The following is a 15,140-nucleotide window of genomic DNA, read 5'->3' as shown; positions in this document are numbered from 1 at the left end:
TTTTCTAATTTTAATTGAAAATGAATATAAAGATACATTACCAAAAGAACTAGTACTATTTGGAATCGATTCGGCAGGAAATTTAATCTGCTTTGATTATAAAAATCATGAAGAAAATCCGATTGTTGTCTTTTGGGAACATGAAGATGCATGGGAAAAAGAAGCACTGATGGAAAGTGAAGGGATTACAGCAGAAGAAGCAGAGGAAGTAGCAAGTAACTTCACTGAGTTTTTAAACAAATTACATGATTAATAGATAGTTAAAATAAAAGGGCTGTTCCATAAGTTGGTTTTACTCGCTTATGGAACAGCCCCTTTTGTTTTAGTATAAAAATAGTTTCGATAAAACATTCAAGTAGGTGAAATGATAATTAGATTATTTCAAATTGTCTGGATTAAAAACAGGAGAATCCGGAAATGACAAAATGTATCAACTTGGCGGAAAAATGGCCCAAGGTATAGATAATTCACTTGCTTTCTTCAAGGGTCCTGGACCAGCTGGAGACATTGCATTGGTAGGGAAGCAAGGCGGCCCAGGAAAGGTTACTGAGTGGGTTAATAAGTACCATGCAGAGAGTAGTAAGTTTATGAATGATAAGATTCAGGGGATTGAGGCTTCGCTTGCTAGGGGTACGGGTGATGTTGGTGAGAAAGCCAGCGGGGCTAACCTTCCTAAAAGCTATTTATATGAAGCATTAAAACAACAAGGATTAGACGAAGTTCCTAAAAATTTAAAACAGAAATGGACAAAGGATGGTTATAATTATGAAGTAAGAGTTCATCCTGGAAATAGTGCACATACTGATGCTGAATCTATATATAGAGTGTCAAAAAAGGCTACTCCTGTTCCGGGAAAACAAGGGAGCGGAATGGAATATATGGATGTTGATGGGAATTGGTGGCATGAAAGTGTGCTAAAAGAATTTCATAAAGGTGGAACACCTAATCCTGATTTTAATCATAAAGCAGCTAAAGATACTCATATACCTGTTGACAAATAGAGAAAAAGGAGAAAAATATGAATATAGAAGAAATTAGTAATGAGATATTGAAAATTAACAATTACTTAAAAAAATGTTTATGGATGGATTTTGAGTTTGCAAGAATGGATGGTGGAGATATTGTTGTAGCTGGTAGAATAGATACTTCGTACAATGAATTTGCCATCAATATAGAATTTGGAATACCCTATTATATTTCCAGTTTATTAAATTGGCATTTGGATGATTCCAAACCATTTATAGAGCTAGTAGAAGGAGATGAAATGTGGAAAATTATTGATAGATATCAAGTTGAAGAAGGAAATTATATTTTTAAAATTAACGCTGAAGATTTCGAAGAGGCGCCAATAATTATTGCAAGTGAAAGTCTTAAATGTGAAATAGTAAATGAAAAACCATTTTAGTCACAAAATACTTTTACGTGAGGGAGTAAATCTAAACTAACAAGTAAATTGTTAGTGGTTATATATTATTGAAACAGTATTGGTGAATAAAAAATTACTGATACTGTTTTTCTATATAAGTCTTTAAAAGCTATTTTGCTAGATTCTGAGGGCAAAGAGAAAAGATTTTTGAAAAACAGGTTCGAATGCTACAGCGAACGGTGGGCATGTTAAGCTAAAAAAGCTCGAGGGGTTATCTAATGTATTAGCTATTTTGTGAGTTCCTCGGGCACTGATAAAAGAACATGCCCAATAAAGAAAGTCAATAGCGACGTTAGGAGAGCCTAGCGGTCTATTGACTTTCTTTATAGTGATATTTCATGACAAGAGTTATTCATCATCTTCGTTTAAGTTAATGGTTTCTTTGTTTTTACCAGCAATTCGTAGATTATTCAATTTGTTTTTACGAACTTCAAGGATAGCTTTTCTCATGTCTCGTTCGATTCGTTGCTTGTAAAGAAATTCTGCAGATGTGATGAAATAGTTGGAGACGGTGTAGTAGCAGGGAAGCAAGGCGATCCAGGAAAGGTTACCGAGTGGGTTAATACGCACCATGCAGAGAGTACTAAGTTTATGGATGGGAAGATTCAGGAGCTTGAGGCTTCGCTTGCGGAGAGTATAAGAAAAACTGGAATAGGTGTAACTGATGAAGGGATTCCTATAGAAGAAGTAAGGCAAGCGCAAAATGCGAACCGGTTATCTGGGGAGAAACTTCCTGCAGAGGGGGCGGGTAAAGCTACTGATGAGTTAATAGAAAATGCAAAAAAGATAACTAAATTTGATAATCCTGCCGATCCACTTAGAGATGTATTTGGCCGAGGTTCTGAATCAAATCCGGAAGAATGGAATAAGTTAATTAATGAATTAGAAGAGAATGGAGTAGAGGTGGTTCCTGGAGAAGGTGCTATGGGATACGGACCTCTTAGAAAAGGAGAATCTGAACAGATTCTGATTGATCTTGATGCATCTATGAGTGCTTTGAGACACGAGTATAGTCATTTTTTAGAAGCTAAAGCAAATGGATTTCCGTCTGCTGCGGAATCATATCAAAATTGAGAAGCAAGAATTGCAGATGAACTTAAAGTCTACAATATTGAAATTGAAGAGGCAAAAAGGTTGGGACTAGATAATGTTGCCGAACAACTTCAAAAGAACTTTGAGGCTGAGAAACAATATATCATATGAAAGATATGGACCTATAGAATAGAATATTTATGAAAGGATGATTTTTTATGGCTTTATTAGCTGAATTAGTGGAAGAAATTAAAAATGATAAAATCAAAAATAAAGATTTAATTATTTGTTTAGAGGTTGAAAATTTAAGAGTTGTAGCTATGGCAATGTTTAAAATAATAGAGAGAAATTATTGTGATAAGAGAATAGTTAATAGGTTAACTCAACTAGGTAAACTTTTGAAAGATAATAAATTTGTTGGACCATGGCAGTTTGGACATGCTGCTATAGCTACATTGGCACTATTGGATAACGATGATGCTAAGAGTATGTTTAATGAAATTTTTGGTAAGCTAAATGATACAGATAAATTTTTAGTAGATAATTTTATTAAATCAGGGGCGTATAAATCATAAAGACTCCTAATGAGAAGGGAGTATAATATTATAACTGTATATATCCCGATTAATTTTCCGACATGGCTAGTGATCCAATTCGTTGGAGTACCTTCTTCGGATATGCATTTAGATATTCCATAAAAGCCTCGATTGACTTTCGAATATCTTTTCGTGTGGCATGAAATCGATTCGCAATTACACTTCCTTTCAGCCATCCCCAAATACGCTCTACAGCGTTAAGATTCGGGGAATACGGTGGTAAAAAAAGCAGTGTTAGACGTTGTTCGTTCTTTTCTAAAAATGGTTTTAGAATCTTCGCGTGATGAATCCGGGCATTATCTAAAATCATGACTACATGTTAATCGCTGTGTTGCATAAGAATATAGCGTAAGAAAGCTAGAAACGTTTGGGCGTTACATTGATTTGTTTCCATACAGAGAAATTCACCATTTTGGACATTTACGCAACCAAATAAACTTACTGTCGCATGATGACCGTATGTAGGAATCTGTTTTTGTTTTCCTTTTATACTCCATGTAGAGCGTAACACTTGATAATCACGAATATGACTTTCATCTTCATATAAGAAAACTAATTCGTCTGTGGCGTTTTTTTATCATATTAAGCTCTCTTTGAAAAGCGGCTTGTTTCTCAAGATTTGCACGTTTCAATGTATAAGTAGGACGTGTATAGCGAAAACCCCATCGTTTCAACATATCACCGATTCCATTGCGAGACATTATAATTCCAAACTTATTTTCAATCACATGTTTTAAAATTCGTGTATCCCAACCTGATTCACAGCCATACCCTTCTTCAGCCGGTGTGCTGTTCTCAATCATCCGTCTTAATTCTTGTTCTTCTTCAGATGATAGAAAAGGTGGTTTACCAGGTGAATAATCACGGTGTAATCATTCATCTATGCCACCATGATTAAACTTCTTTACGTAGCCTGAAATTGTTTCACGATGTACATTCAAAAGTTCTGCCACTTGAATCGCATAATAGCCTTGCATAATCAATCGAATGACCGCTACTCGCTTTGCCATAGATACCTTTTTTATGGTTTTCTCATAATTTTGAAGACGTTCTACCGTCCAGCCATGCGTATTTATAATGGTTAATCCTTTTCTTATATTTCTTCGCTCCTTCATCTTTCGCTCTAGAAACAGTATGGACAAGAAGATTAGGAGTTTAAACGTGTCGGAAAATTAAGTAGGATGTATATAGATAAATGTCCTAAATAAATTAGATCTTAGGATTATAGTTTACGATCCAATTAGCAGGGGCTTAAAATACAATCAGTAAAATACGAACTAAAAAATTACATGATTAACAGGTATTCAAAATAAAAGGGTTGTTCCAAAAGTAGGTTTCACCTGCGTATGGAACAGCCCCTTTTGTTTTAGTATAAAAATAGTTTCGATAAAACATTCAAGTAGGTAAAATGATAATTAGATTATTTCAAATTGTCCGGATTAAAAACAGGGGAATCCGGAAATGAAAAAATGTATCAGCTTGGCAGAAAAAATGGCCGAAGGTATGGATAATGCATTTGCCTTCTTCAAAGGCGTTGAACCAGCTAGAGACGGTACATTGATAGGGAAGCAAGGTGGCCCAGGAAAGATTAATGAGTGGGTCAATACGCACCATGCAGAGAGTAGTAAGTTTATGAATGATAAGATTCAGGGGCTTGAGGCTTCGCTTGCTAAGAGAATGGGTGATAGAAGAGTTATAGAAAGACTTGAACCAAGGGGGAATCCATTGGATTATGAGATAGTATTTAATCAAGATCGAATTGCTCTTGAAACATATGAAAGATTAAGATTAACTGGTCTAGACATGAAAGAGATAGAAACTTTCACAAAGAACACTGGATTAAGTGTTGAGGAAGCGACTGCTTTGAAGTAGCATTTATTTTTAACAAAACATGAAAATCTTGTGAATTATGGTGAGGGAACATATTTCGCTGATTACTTTCAACCCGACATGCACATTGCTCATGGCTGGGAGCTTGCTTTGAAAGGTGAATTAACCACAGAGCAAAAAGCTTGGTTTAAGCAGTTAGCCGAACATGAACTTGAAGAAGCTAGATTGATGCAGAGTGGTTTGCCTTATAGAGATGTAAATGCGATTGAAGATGGTCGCCCAACTGGTAACCCCCCTGGAGCGCATGATTCAGCTCCAGAGCCTCCAGGAGATTTTCCAGATTTTATTCCAGATATAGGATGGTGATTTTGTGACACAATTTGAAAATGCAATTCAAAGAATAAAAGACATAAATTGGGATGATGTAAAGAAGAATCAACCATCATTTGAATTATTGGTTTCAGAATTTATTAGAAGAGGTAATATTTTCAGGGATATATATAGTCCAGAAAATAAGTATCGTTTAGCAATTTTTAGTGCAGCTGAGACTATACACGCTGAGATTCAAGTGGATATTGAAGGTATTGTTAATGACCTAAATTTACTAAGGTATGGTTGGACTGCTAGATATCTATGTAAGAGTTTTTTAGAATGGTCGTATCTGATTAGTTCAAAGAATAAAATTGCTATGCAGTTTGAGGATCTGTATGAACCAATAATCATGCTATATGAAAGAGGTGGTAGGATAAGTTATCACCAAAATGAACTACTTTGTGGGAAATATGCTTGGCTACGTAATTGTTACGATTTCCCGAAAAATGGTATTGTTAAAGAGCTTAAGCATGAAGAATTAGATAGGATAGATAATAAAGGCAATGTTTAAATGGACTTGAACATTAACTGATATTGGTGGAATCTAATGGAACAGAAATGAATAACACTCACTTTGATGAAGCGTCATTGTGGGTGTTGTTGTCTTTCAGAGGAGTATTTATGAATTTTCTTCTGATGCTTTTATTTCATCAATACTAATATCTCTATCTTCTTCTACATTGCCAAATAATTTCTTAAAAAGAGCTTTGTTTGTAAAATGTTTCAAATTAATATAAGACTCCTCGATAGTATCTTCGATTTCCATATTATAAATCCGATTTATAATACGCATAAACTCTAAATCGGTTCTTTCCTCGAACTTTAATTCCTCAATAAGAAATTCTCTTAGTTCATTTTCGGATTTTTCATTTATTGAGGAATGATCTGAAAAAACTGAACAGTAGTATTAAACGTGACTTTCTTTTTAAAGAGAGCTAACAATTCTCTTTCAGGAGCACATTTGCTGCCTTTATGGTAGATGTTTCATCTGATAGTACTTTGGTTAAGAGTAAGTAACCTTATGTGAATTCATTTGTAGAATTATATAAAAATGAATATATACAGTTAGCACATGCTGGTGGACTGAAAGATAGTACAACATTCGAAGAGTACATCAATAATTTACAAAAATAGGTGAATTTGATCGCAAGATACACTAATCAATTTTAAATTTCTTGTCAAGTATACTTGATGTCACTTTTATTAAACCTTTGATTGAAATGCATCCGAGCTTTGATATGATAACAGATGAGGATTTAACTGACCTTGATAAGGGATTAATAAGAGTATCTATTATCCTTAGTGCTATCACGATTGTGATAGCCATTCCTATAGAAGGAGCAAGTCTAGCTATATAGATACAAATTAAAAAATCGACATAAAAACCATCTTTCTTTTTAGGCGAGCGAGAGCATCTGGCCATGCGTAGAAACGGTCAAGGCCTTTTTCTGCCACATGCAAGCTTTAAAACAAAAGGAGAAAGTAAGTAGCGGTCACATGTTGTATTCTGCATAACAGCGACTTATATGTCGGAAAATTAAAATGGATATATAGTGTAGTTAGGAAGTGAGAGCAAATACAAAACAGAAAAGAAGAGTTTGAAAAATTTTATGATATTTTTGAACAAAAGAACTTAAAAAAGAATTATACTGTTATTGTATTAGGACAGTTTGTGTTTAATTATGATTTTGTAGACATTTTAAAGAGATTCCTTAAAGAGGATGTTGAAAGACGAGATACCATTGGCGTAGTATATTCAGATGAATTTGATCAAAATGATGAAGAGTATCTCGGAGAAAATAATGTATTATTCTATTACGGTATAGACGAAGAATGGGAAGACATCGTGACCCACGAAGAATTATGTGAATACCTGCAAACAGCATGTGAATTTTATATAGGGAAAAATCCTGAAAAGAAAGAGATTACTGAAGAGTTGTTGATGAAAATTAAAGAGCAATATAATATTAAATAAGTAATAGTAAAAGCACTTCTGAATAAATCTAGAAGTGCTTTTTTCTTGCAAATTATAAAAATCATTACAGCAAAAAATTGCAGCAAGGGGAAATATGACTGCTGAGGAGAGAGCTGGTTTAGAGGAAAGAAATATTAAAAAATATGGTAATCCAATAGGACCAACAGCTGAAAGTATGTTTGATAAGATAAAAGATTCATACATTGATAAAGGAATTTATGAATCAGATGAACAAATATGGAAAATTATAATTGAAAAATCAATGCAAAAAGATGATGTAATAAATACACTATTAGGATTAGTGCATTAGGAGGGAGAGCTTATGATAATACTGAATAATTACTCTAAGACTGGCACATATATTATATTAGAGCCTAGTGGATATTCAGTAGTTGAAAAAAATAAAGTACAGTTAGTTAGACAAGGCGTGGGAGGATTTAGTGAAGATGGACAATTGATAGGTATTTATGTTGATTCAGATAAATTCTTTTTTATATATAATGAGAAGAAATATGAGGCAATTCCTGATGAGATCATCTGTATAAATGAGAGAATAGATGATGGAAAACGCAATTTTCAAGTTAAAATAACAGATAAGGTTGTGTGTGATATTACATATAAACCATATATAAGCCCATTCGTTTTAACTTTTGGCGATGATGAGGATGAATTCGATTATTTATTATATCTAAGTAATTTGATGTTAAGTAAAGATTCCATTTTAAGTTTTATCATTTTATCCCGGAAGACCCCTTCTTCAAACGCGTGAAGGGCAGAGCCTAGCGGTAAGGAGGGGATGAATGGGAGCTCTTGCTACTCCTTTTTCTGTCTGATTTTCATAAACATGAAATCTTTCAGAAAAATCTCATATATTTATTGAAATCGATTCCTAGCTTGTATAAAATAGAATCAGAAAAGGAACGAATGTTCTTATTGGGTGGTGAAGAAGGAAAATGAAGAAAACCTATTTTTCTCAAAGGGTGTATAAACATACCTTACCAACCGCACTTGTGAACGAATTGTCTCATGTTTTGCACATTTTCAATCAAGCGAAACATTTTGCTTTTCAAACTTTGGTTCGTGAAAAGCGCTGGAGCCGAAATCTGCATGAGGAAAGTCTACAGATTGTCCTAAAAAAACGCTTTGGTCTTAACGACTATTATGCCAATAGTGCTAGGCAAGAAGCGATTGCCCTATTCTCCGCTGTAAAAGAACAACAAACACTCCATCTTCAACAAATTGACTAGAAAATCAAAGACCTCAAGAAGAAACTCAAATCTGAACGCTCCTATCTAACCAAGATGAAAAAAGTGAAAGAGAGTTTTAGAAAAGGAAAACCGACATTTCCTAAGAACACTTCTTTTCTCATCCAATCAAGTGGGATTGTCTCCCTTTCTCTTCCAAAGAAAACAATGATTTGGCTGACCTTCTATTCTTTTGAACATAGCTATTTGGATCGAAAAATCAAGAATACAAAAGCAAAAATCGGACGGTTGAAGCACCGATTCGATCGCCTGCAACAAAAGAAAGAAAAGCTGCAAAAATCTGTTCCAAGTGCTGTGTTTGGCACAAAAAAATTATTTCGATCTCAGTTTACAAAAGAAGAATTTGTAACCCATCATGAAGGATGGAAAACCCTTTTCTCTGCCGCCCGAAACAAACAGATGATGATTTCTGGCCGCAAAGATGCTCGCTGTGGTAACTTTGTGTTTCAATACAACATCGAAAAACAGGAACTCTCTTTTAGCTCTATACATGGAAACGTCTGGACTTTCCCATTTTTGATGTTTCCGTATGGACAAGACATCGTCAATCATGTAGTAGACGCACAAATTGCGTGTAAACAAAAAAAGAAGTATGGTCAGCCGATCTCTTGGTCGATCGAAGACCACGGAGTGTATTACCTCATCAAATGTATGGTAGATGTAGAACCCAATCCTTACATTAATTTCAGTAAAAGTGATGGTGTCATTGGAGTGGATTGTAACTATGACCATTTGGCCTGGGTAAATGTTTCAAAAGATGGAAACTATCTCGAAAGTGGCAGTCTTTCTTTTTCTTTAGAAGGGAAATGTTCCGGTGCCATTACAAAAATCTTAGAAGCAGAGGCGATTCGTCTTGTCGAATTGGCTGTCCGAAAGAACAAGCCGATTGTGCTCGAGAAGCTGGATACTACGCTCTCGAAAACGGGAAACAAGTACGATAGTAAGAAAAGAAACAGAAGAAAAAGTATGTTTGCGTACCGAAAGATGATAGATGCAATCCAAAACCGGGCAAATAAGATGGGGGTGGATGTAAAACAAGTAAACCCAGCGTACACATCGATTTCCGGAAAAATGAAGTATATGCGCAAATTTGGCGTCTCCATTCATCAAGCAGCTGCTTTCACGATTGGGAGACGCGGGTTAGGTTATCAAGAGAAGGTACCGAACGTGTTCAAAACCTATATGGATCTAACGAACATGCATCATTGGAAACAGTGGAACATATGGAACAAACAACTAGCTGTTCGTACACATGTATTATATACGTTGATTGATGTAAATCGGCCTCATGATGGTATAAATGGATCTCATATGGAGCTAACGGAAGAAGAAAGAAAAGGAATGCGCAAATTACTTGCGTATAAAGGATGAGATTACGAATCATTTGATTTACTTTTTACCAACACAAAACAGAACATAGGGTACCAGTCTTTTACTCCCTTCACCAGAGCAGATGATGTTGGGTGCATTGCCTTGTGTTCTCTCCTCTATGTCGCTTGAAGAAGGCGTACCTTTTTTTGTCTGCTTATACAGGGGCAGAGCTGGGTCATCTATAGATACTTCGGATTGACGGTATAGAGAACTTCTCTTGTTGAACGGAGGAGGTTCTAGAACCTGTTGTCATCGGAGCAAGGGGTTCTAGAATCCCCCACTTCAAGTGGTGTTAGCCGGTAAGTGGGGGTAGTTCAATAAAGGAATGAATGGATTAAGACACTCTTAAGAAGCTTTAAAATTAAGAGCATAATTTTACTAAAAAACTATAAATTATTTGGTTACAATTTATAGGGTATATTGATAAGTCAACTGAAGGGGTGGAAATTTATTTCATGTGTTACCTAAACAAGGGTATAAGGAGAATGGTGATAATGGATGATGAAATTTATTGCGTAGAAAATTTTGAGGAAAAAGTTCAGAATATGGAAGCTTATTTTAATACCATTGGGGACAGATATTTCTTAGAAGCATTACATCATTTTAAACTTGTTAAAGGATTTGGAATTGGATTTACAAGTTGCTACTTTGCTACCGAATGTCAACCACATGATGAGGAATATTTTGGAGATACTGGAGTTAACTTTACTACGATTCCGCCAGTAACAAGTGTGGAAGTCTATGCAATTGTAGACTATGAAACATTTTATAATTATTTAAAAGAGGTCAGTGAAAATTATGTATCTCGGAACCCACATAATGCAGAGGAAGTTAAAGCTTGCTTGAAAGAAATTAGACATAAATTTAATATTAGATAAACACAATGTACATGAAAATCAATTCGTGGATAAGTGGGATTGTACGATACAATTAACAAATCAAACGCTAAAAAGTTTACCAAACACGCTTAATAAATTTAAAAGGCTTATTCCAAATTGAATGATGAGTTGGAATAAGCCTTTTTCGCATGCAAAAAAGACAAGGAGGAAAAGTAAAAAGTAAGTAAAAAGCAAGGTCTAATATATATAACTTAGTGGTATACAAGCTCAGAAAGTTGTTCAACGAGCAATGAAACAACAATTGTTTTATAAATTAACTGGAGATTCATTTGTTCCAAGGATTCCTGGTAGAATTAATTTACCAAAACGTAAATAAAGGAGCATTTACATGGAATTAAATACTTCTGTAGTGGAAGCGGTATTGTCTAGTAATTGGTTAAAGCATTGTGGAACAGAGAGTAATTTTCCTCAAGGAATTGAGTATACCTATGTATCAAATAAAAAGAAAATGGTTAAGAGTGTGAACGGGATAGAATGGGGAAATATTTGTCTGGAAGAAAGTAATAATTTAACGGGTTATTTAGCAAAGAATGAACCAGAAATATATAATAAAAATTGGAACACCTTAGTTAAAAAAATCAAAGCAGAGGTATTACCAAAAATCACTGACAATATTGAAAAACAAATAACGATATTGGGGTTACCAAAAGATATATTAAATGCTGTTAAGTTCGATGTAGTAAGTATAATAATGGTACTATCTTATGAAAAATATTATAAGTCAGCATTTTATAACGAAATGCTAAAAATCTATTTAAGTGGGCATATTCCTTGTGGATGGAATGGAAAGTATCCAGAAGGAAATCTATTTATATACTAGGGGGACAAAAATGACTAATGATGTAGAATATTACAGTGAAGTGAAAAAAATGATTCAGCAGTTTTTAAATACTTCGCAATTGGTTCCAGAAAAGTTAAACGAACAAGAAAAGCAAATAGTAGCAACATTTTGTTTTGGTATGATAAATGGTTATTCTTTAAAAAATAAAAAGAATGCCATACAGATACAGGGGGCTACAATTGATATATTGATAGAAATGTTCTTCTATTCTCCAGCAGCTAGTGCGGAATTCTGTAATTTTTTAATTGAGTGTACAGATAAATCATTTCATCCAACTATGCATTCTATCATTCATAGAGGAATTCAAGGATATTATCAATATGAAGAAGGTAAAAGTAAAGAGTTGAAAGATAATATTGAGAATGTAATTGAAGTAGTAAAGAATCATTAAAATCAAGGGCATTGACTGAGAAAATTTAATCTTAGTTAATGCCCTTTGTGCACAGTACGAATAAAAGAGATTGCAAGCTAGTCTGGATTAATATGAAAGATGAAACTTATACTAAAATTAGTGATAATCATGTATAAATATTGGATCAAAAAAATGTTAAGGGAATAGATGGATAGAACACCTTTATTGTCCACAAAAGACGATGCGTGCTTTTGGGCGTTTTAGCATAGAAAAGAAAAGGTGCATTATAGTTTTATAAGTGCACTAAGTGTTGAATCTTTATTATTATTTTAATAGATTGTAATGGCTATATAATAGTAGAGAAAAAATTGTAAAAAGGATTAAAATAACAACAAACATAAAATCCCCTTGGATCAAGGTGGTACCAATGATGCAGAAAACCTAGTTCTAGCAAAAAACCATCCCTATCACAAGGTTATTACAAATGAACAAAATTCATTAACAAAGGGTATGAAACCTGGGGGCATTAAAATAGCGGATTTTCCTATTCCACAAGGAGACATTTATCCTCCTAGTAAGGAATAAATATTTTTTAGAAGGTGATTATATGTGGAGAGAGCAAGTTAGTCAGATTTCCAAAATAAGAGAGAAACGAAATCGAAAACTCAATTTACCTACCAATGAAAACGAGTTATCAAGATTTCATAAATCTGTAGTAGAAAAATTTGGTGAAGATGTACTGCCACAGCAATACTATGAATTTTTACAAACAGTTAATGGAATTGAATTTAATGGACTTAAAATTTATGGGATTGACCAAGATTTTTGGGATTCTAAGCCAATAAATCAGGTGGATAGTTTTTTTGATGCCAATGAAACCTGGGAGTCAATTAAAGACGAAGATGAGCTGATTTTTTTGGGAGATTCAGATATAGCTTGGTATTGTTATAATGTTTCTAAAAAAAGTTTTGTTGAACTAGATAAGCCTTCAGGTGGGCATATGGAAACCTTTTGTGATTTTGATACTATGCTTGAATCTGCTTTTTCTGTAGCACTTAGTTAAATGTACAATCCGCCGTCAACTTTTGGCGGATGGAGAGTGTCGTGTAGCACACAGAAACTGACTAACCGCTAACTGTTTAAAGGTATGAGATAATAGCAAATGAATCTGGATATTTATTACTGGAATTGGTAAAGAAATTGAAGATTACGAATCATTGTTTCTAACCTTGATTGGCTCATGCCTTTCAAGGTTTTTTGCTTATTAAATAAATGGTTAATATTTGATTAAATATAGGCACATTACAAAACAGTTAAAAGAAATAAAAATAGGATTTCCACGTATATCAGATTTAACTTGGCATCATCAAATGCCTGGAAAAATGCAATTGGTAATAGAAAATATATATAATAATGTTAGTCACCTTGGTGGAAATAAATTATGGGGAGATGGTTTAAGGTGAAAAAAGATTTAAAGTGGGAATTTGCTGATTCGAGAGTTGAAGAAAGTGAGATTAAAAATTTTGGTGCTAAGTTGGGAATAGAATTTCCAGATGAGTATATAGAATGTGTAAAAATAAATGGTGGAGCAATTGTTTCACCTTCAGAATTCGATGTTCAAGGGAATGAACGGATGTTTGGTTGTCTGTATAGTTTTGATAAAAGTAGTAGTGAAAATATATATGATGCTTATGATTCTCGTAAAGAAACTCTTCCAGAAGGAATTATTCCATTTGCGAATGACCCGGCAGGAAATTTAATTTGCTTTGATTATAAAAATCATGAAGAAGATCCCATAGTTGTCTTTTGGGAACATGAAGATGCGTGGGAAAAAGAAGCGCTAATGGAAAGCGAAGGGATTACAGCAGAAGAAGCAGAGGAAGTAGCAAGAGAGAATGTATTTTATGTAGCAAGTAGCTTCACTGAGTTTTTAAACAAATTACATGATTAATAGATAGTTAAAATAAGAAAAACCCAAAAATGAACAAGGAGGAGTTTTTCTTATAAACTTTGTAGACAATGTTACTAATAACGCAAAAGTTGCAATAGGATTAACAGTAGCCGAAAAAATGTTTGAATTGCTTAATATAAGTGATAATTATAATGAATATAAAATTGGTAGAGAAGCGTTAGATAACTGTTGGAACTGGCTTGAAGGAGGAAATATAGAAGCAAATGATTTATGTAATTACATAGATAGTGAAGATTATGAGGATATAATGGAATTTGCCGACAGGGCGAAAAATACGAAAGAAATATATGCTTGGTATACTGCTTTATATGCTATTGCATATACAACCTGGCAAGCTTACAGAAAAGAAGATCACAACTACCCACCCCAAATAGTGGAAAGTGTAGATGATGAAACATTAATAACATTTGTTGACAGGGCGGATTTCAAAATGAAAATAAATGATGGAGTTTTTGGTGAGCTTGAATATGATTATGTCTGGAGTAGAGATACTACCATTGAGTTTTGCGGAAAAGAAGCTGATATTGCTTTGATGATAGATGGTGAAGAAGATGGTGAATTTAGTGAAAAACAGTATGCTTCGTATAATTCTTTAATACAAAATTGGGGACATCTTCAACAAAGTATTTTGCAACCAATTTTAGATTATTACAAACAAAAACGACCTGAGCTTGGATATAATGTTTCATATAATGAAAATTACCCTTTAATTGAAACGATTGATCAGCTTCTTGAAAGAATTAGGCTAGTGGGAATTTATGTCCCCTCTGCTAGACGTTTTGAAGGCAGATATATTGGACTAACATTTGACTGTACATGGGACATAGAAAATGGGATAGGCATTCGTCTAATAAATGAAGAAGTAGCTAGGATAGGATACCAAGATGTTGCAATTTAAATATTACTATTTTTTAGGAATACACATAACAGAGTATAAAAGATTGATTTTTTTTGGAGGTAATAACAAAGATAGCAGAGATAGATACTAGAAATCTCTGCTGTTTTTTTATGCAAATGGAAAAATTAATCTTGAAGGCATTAAATTAAACTTAAGTAGTGAACTAGATAACAATCTAATGAACGCTGCTGAAAAATATAGAAAGTAGTAAAATCTCAAGAAAAAGAGAATCTGAAAAGGAGTAAAGTCTTACAGATTCTCTTTTGCCTATTCGTCACCATCAAGATGAGCACTTTCCTGTAATGTTCAAC

The 15,140-nt window shown here is 33.9% G+C and carries 25 protein-coding genes and 2 pseudogenes; 22 read left to right on the top strand and 5 right to left on the bottom strand.

The genetic code is table 11. From position 1 onward, the window contains the following. The 3 genes from BM211_RS21255 to BM211_RS21245 form a co-directional block, all read left to right on the top strand. Positions 1-253, top strand: a 253-nt coding sequence (locus BM211_RS21255; RefSeq protein ID WP_177206977.1) for an SMI1/KNR4 family protein, incomplete at its 5' end; no start/stop codon positions are given. A 133-nt stretch (positions 254-386) separates the two neighbouring features. Then, positions 387-1,001, top strand: coding sequence for a hypothetical protein (locus BM211_RS21250; RefSeq protein ID WP_177206974.1), 615 nt, complete (start codon positions 387-389; stop codon positions 999-1,001). Positions 1,002-1,018: 17 nt separating this feature from the next. Further along, complete coding sequence (locus tag BM211_RS21245) at positions 1,019-1,405, top strand: hypothetical protein (RefSeq protein WP_090999398.1); 387 nt, start codon at positions 1,019-1,021, stop codon at positions 1,403-1,405. Between the two features lie 369 nt (positions 1,406-1,774). Here BM211_RS21245 and BM211_RS26835 read toward each other — a convergent pair whose 3' ends face one another. Continuing rightward, the gene (locus BM211_RS26835) at positions 1,775-1,999 is read right to left on the bottom strand and encodes a hypothetical protein (protein WP_256217178.1); all 225 of its coding nucleotides are present in this window, start codon (positions 1,997-1,999) and stop codon (positions 1,775-1,777) included. An 18-nt stretch (positions 2,000-2,017) separates the two neighbouring features. Between BM211_RS26835 and BM211_RS21235 the strand changes: the two genes are divergently transcribed. Together BM211_RS21235 and BM211_RS21230 are read left to right on the top strand one after the other, a co-directional pair. After that, the gene (locus BM211_RS21235; protein ID WP_177206973.1) at positions 2,018-2,500 is read left to right on the top strand and encodes a hypothetical protein; all 483 of its coding nucleotides are present in this window, start codon (positions 2,018-2,020) and stop codon (positions 2,498-2,500) included. Positions 2,501-2,676: 176 nt separating this feature from the next. Further along, the gene (locus BM211_RS21230) at positions 2,677-3,033 is read left to right on the top strand and encodes a hypothetical protein (RefSeq protein WP_090999393.1); all 357 of its coding nucleotides are present in this window, start codon (positions 2,677-2,679) and stop codon (positions 3,031-3,033) included. Between the two features lie 49 nt (positions 3,034-3,082). On the opposite strand, the pseudogene BM211_RS27330 reads toward BM211_RS21230, so the two are convergent. The 3 genes and pseudogenes from BM211_RS27330 to BM211_RS27320 all read right to left on the bottom strand — a co-directional run bounded on the left by BM211_RS27330 (position 3,083) and on the right by BM211_RS27320 (position 4,169). Further along, positions 3,083-3,565, bottom strand: a pseudogene (locus BM211_RS27330) (IS630 family transposase). Positions 3,566-3,593: 28 nt separating this feature from the next. After that, a complete protein-coding gene (locus tag BM211_RS27325; RefSeq protein ID WP_256217177.1) occupies positions 3,594-3,857 on the bottom strand; it encodes a helix-turn-helix domain-containing protein in 264 nt (87 codons plus the stop codon). 69 nt (positions 3,858-3,926) lie between these two features. After that, the gene (locus BM211_RS27320) at positions 3,927-4,169 is read right to left on the bottom strand and encodes a helix-turn-helix domain-containing protein (protein WP_256217176.1); all 243 of its coding nucleotides are present in this window, start codon (positions 4,167-4,169) and stop codon (positions 3,927-3,929) included. A gap of 346 nt (positions 4,170-4,515) precedes the next feature. Here BM211_RS27320 and BM211_RS21210 point away from each other — a divergent pair, with 346 nt between their 5' ends. The 3 genes from BM211_RS21210 to BM211_RS21200 are packed head-to-tail and all read left to right on the top strand — an operon-like array spanning position 4,516 to position 5,767. Then, positions 4,516-4,926 (top strand): hypothetical protein, encoded by a 411-nt coding sequence (locus BM211_RS21210; protein WP_090999390.1) that lies wholly within the window; start codon positions 4,516-4,518, stop codon positions 4,924-4,926. A gap of 30 nt (positions 4,927-4,956) precedes the next feature. Then, positions 4,957-5,250, top strand: coding sequence for a hypothetical protein (locus BM211_RS21205; RefSeq protein WP_141771680.1), 294 nt, complete (start codon positions 4,957-4,959; stop codon positions 5,248-5,250). A 4-nt stretch (positions 5,251-5,254) separates the two neighbouring features. Continuing rightward, positions 5,255-5,767 (top strand): hypothetical protein, encoded by a 513-nt coding sequence (locus BM211_RS21200; RefSeq protein WP_090999386.1) that lies wholly within the window; start codon positions 5,255-5,257, stop codon positions 5,765-5,767. 108 nt (positions 5,768-5,875) lie between these two features. On the opposite strand, the gene BM211_RS26575 is transcribed toward BM211_RS21200, so the two are convergent. After that, the gene (locus BM211_RS26575) at positions 5,876-6,022 is read right to left on the bottom strand and encodes a hypothetical protein (protein ID WP_177206976.1); all 147 of its coding nucleotides are present in this window, start codon (positions 6,020-6,022) and stop codon (positions 5,876-5,878) included. 810 nt (positions 6,023-6,832) lie between these two features. On the opposite strand from BM211_RS26575, the gene cdiI (BM211_RS21195) reads away from it, so the two are divergent. From cdiI (BM211_RS21195) to BM211_RS27305, 14 genes and pseudogenes are all read left to right on the top strand, one after another. Beyond that, entirely contained in the window at positions 6,833-7,231 is a 399-nt protein-coding gene (gene cdiI, locus BM211_RS21195) for a ribonuclease toxin immunity protein CdiI (protein ID WP_090999384.1), read from the top strand. 94 nt (positions 7,232-7,325) lie between these two features. Beyond that, positions 7,326-7,541, top strand: a complete 216-nt coding sequence (locus BM211_RS21190) for a hypothetical protein (RefSeq protein ID WP_256217175.1) — start codon at positions 7,326-7,328, stop codon at positions 7,539-7,541. A 12-nt stretch (positions 7,542-7,553) separates the two neighbouring features. After that, positions 7,554-8,000 (top strand): hypothetical protein, encoded by a 447-nt coding sequence (locus tag BM211_RS21185; protein WP_177206975.1) that lies wholly within the window; start codon positions 7,554-7,556, stop codon positions 7,998-8,000. Positions 8,001-8,211: 211 nt separating this feature from the next. Continuing rightward, entirely contained in the window at positions 8,212-8,478 is a 267-nt protein-coding gene (locus BM211_RS27315; RefSeq protein ID WP_256217174.1) for a hypothetical protein, read from the top strand. 54 nt (positions 8,479-8,532) lie between these two features. Further along, positions 8,533-9,867 carry an IS200/IS605 family accessory protein TnpB-related protein gene (locus tag BM211_RS21180; RefSeq protein WP_256217173.1) on the top strand — a complete coding sequence of 445 codons (1,335 nt, stop codon included), beginning with the start codon at positions 8,533-8,535 and terminating at the stop codon, positions 9,865-9,867. Between the two features lie 494 nt (positions 9,868-10,361). Beyond that, positions 10,362-10,745 carry a ribonuclease toxin immunity protein CdiI gene (gene cdiI / locus BM211_RS21175; RefSeq protein ID WP_090999382.1) on the top strand — a complete coding sequence of 128 codons (384 nt, stop codon included), beginning with the start codon at positions 10,362-10,364 and terminating at the stop codon, positions 10,743-10,745. Positions 10,746-11,094: 349 nt separating this feature from the next. Further along, entirely contained in the window at positions 11,095-11,586 is a 492-nt protein-coding gene (locus BM211_RS21170) for a hypothetical protein (RefSeq protein WP_090999381.1), read from the top strand. A 10-nt stretch (positions 11,587-11,596) separates the two neighbouring features. Next, a complete protein-coding gene (gene imm48 / locus BM211_RS21165; RefSeq protein ID WP_090999379.1) occupies positions 11,597-11,998 on the top strand; it encodes an Imm48 family immunity protein in 402 nt (133 codons plus the stop codon). A 369-nt stretch (positions 11,999-12,367) separates the two neighbouring features. After that, complete coding sequence (locus tag BM211_RS26830) at positions 12,368-12,544, top strand: hypothetical protein (protein ID WP_256217172.1); 177 nt, start codon at positions 12,368-12,370, stop codon at positions 12,542-12,544. 22 nt (positions 12,545-12,566) lie between these two features. Further along, entirely contained in the window at positions 12,567-13,022 is a 456-nt protein-coding gene (locus BM211_RS21155) for a YrhA family protein (RefSeq protein ID WP_090999377.1), read from the top strand. A gap of 307 nt (positions 13,023-13,329) precedes the next feature. Continuing rightward, on the top strand, positions 13,330-13,422 hold the full coding sequence (locus BM211_RS27635; RefSeq protein ID WP_371261897.1) for a hypothetical protein: 93 nt from the start codon (positions 13,330-13,332) through the stop codon (positions 13,420-13,422). After that, positions 13,401-13,910, top strand: a complete 510-nt coding sequence (locus BM211_RS21145; protein ID WP_090999374.1) for an SMI1/KNR4 family protein — start codon at positions 13,401-13,403, stop codon at positions 13,908-13,910. Before BM211_RS27635 ends, BM211_RS21145 begins: the two co-directional genes overlap by 22 nt. Before the next feature lie 52 nt (positions 13,911-13,962). Continuing rightward, a pseudogene (locus BM211_RS27310) lies at positions 13,963-14,337 on the top strand (Imm6 family immunity protein); the annotation flags it as partial. A gap of 24 nt (positions 14,338-14,361) precedes the next feature. Next, positions 14,362-14,829 (top strand): DUF6985 domain-containing protein, encoded by a 468-nt coding sequence (locus tag BM211_RS27305; protein ID WP_256217179.1) that lies wholly within the window; start codon positions 14,362-14,364, stop codon positions 14,827-14,829. The last annotated feature ends 311 nt before the right edge of the window (positions 14,830-15,140 follow it).

Origin of the sequence: Bacillus sp. 491mf, assembly GCF_900112415.1 — a bacterium.
GTDB lineage: Bacteria > Bacillota > Bacilli > Bacillales > Bacillaceae_G > Bacillus_A.
The sequence above is the reverse complement of the archived record's forward strand: the minus strand, read 5'-3'. Positions and strand labels throughout refer to the sequence as shown.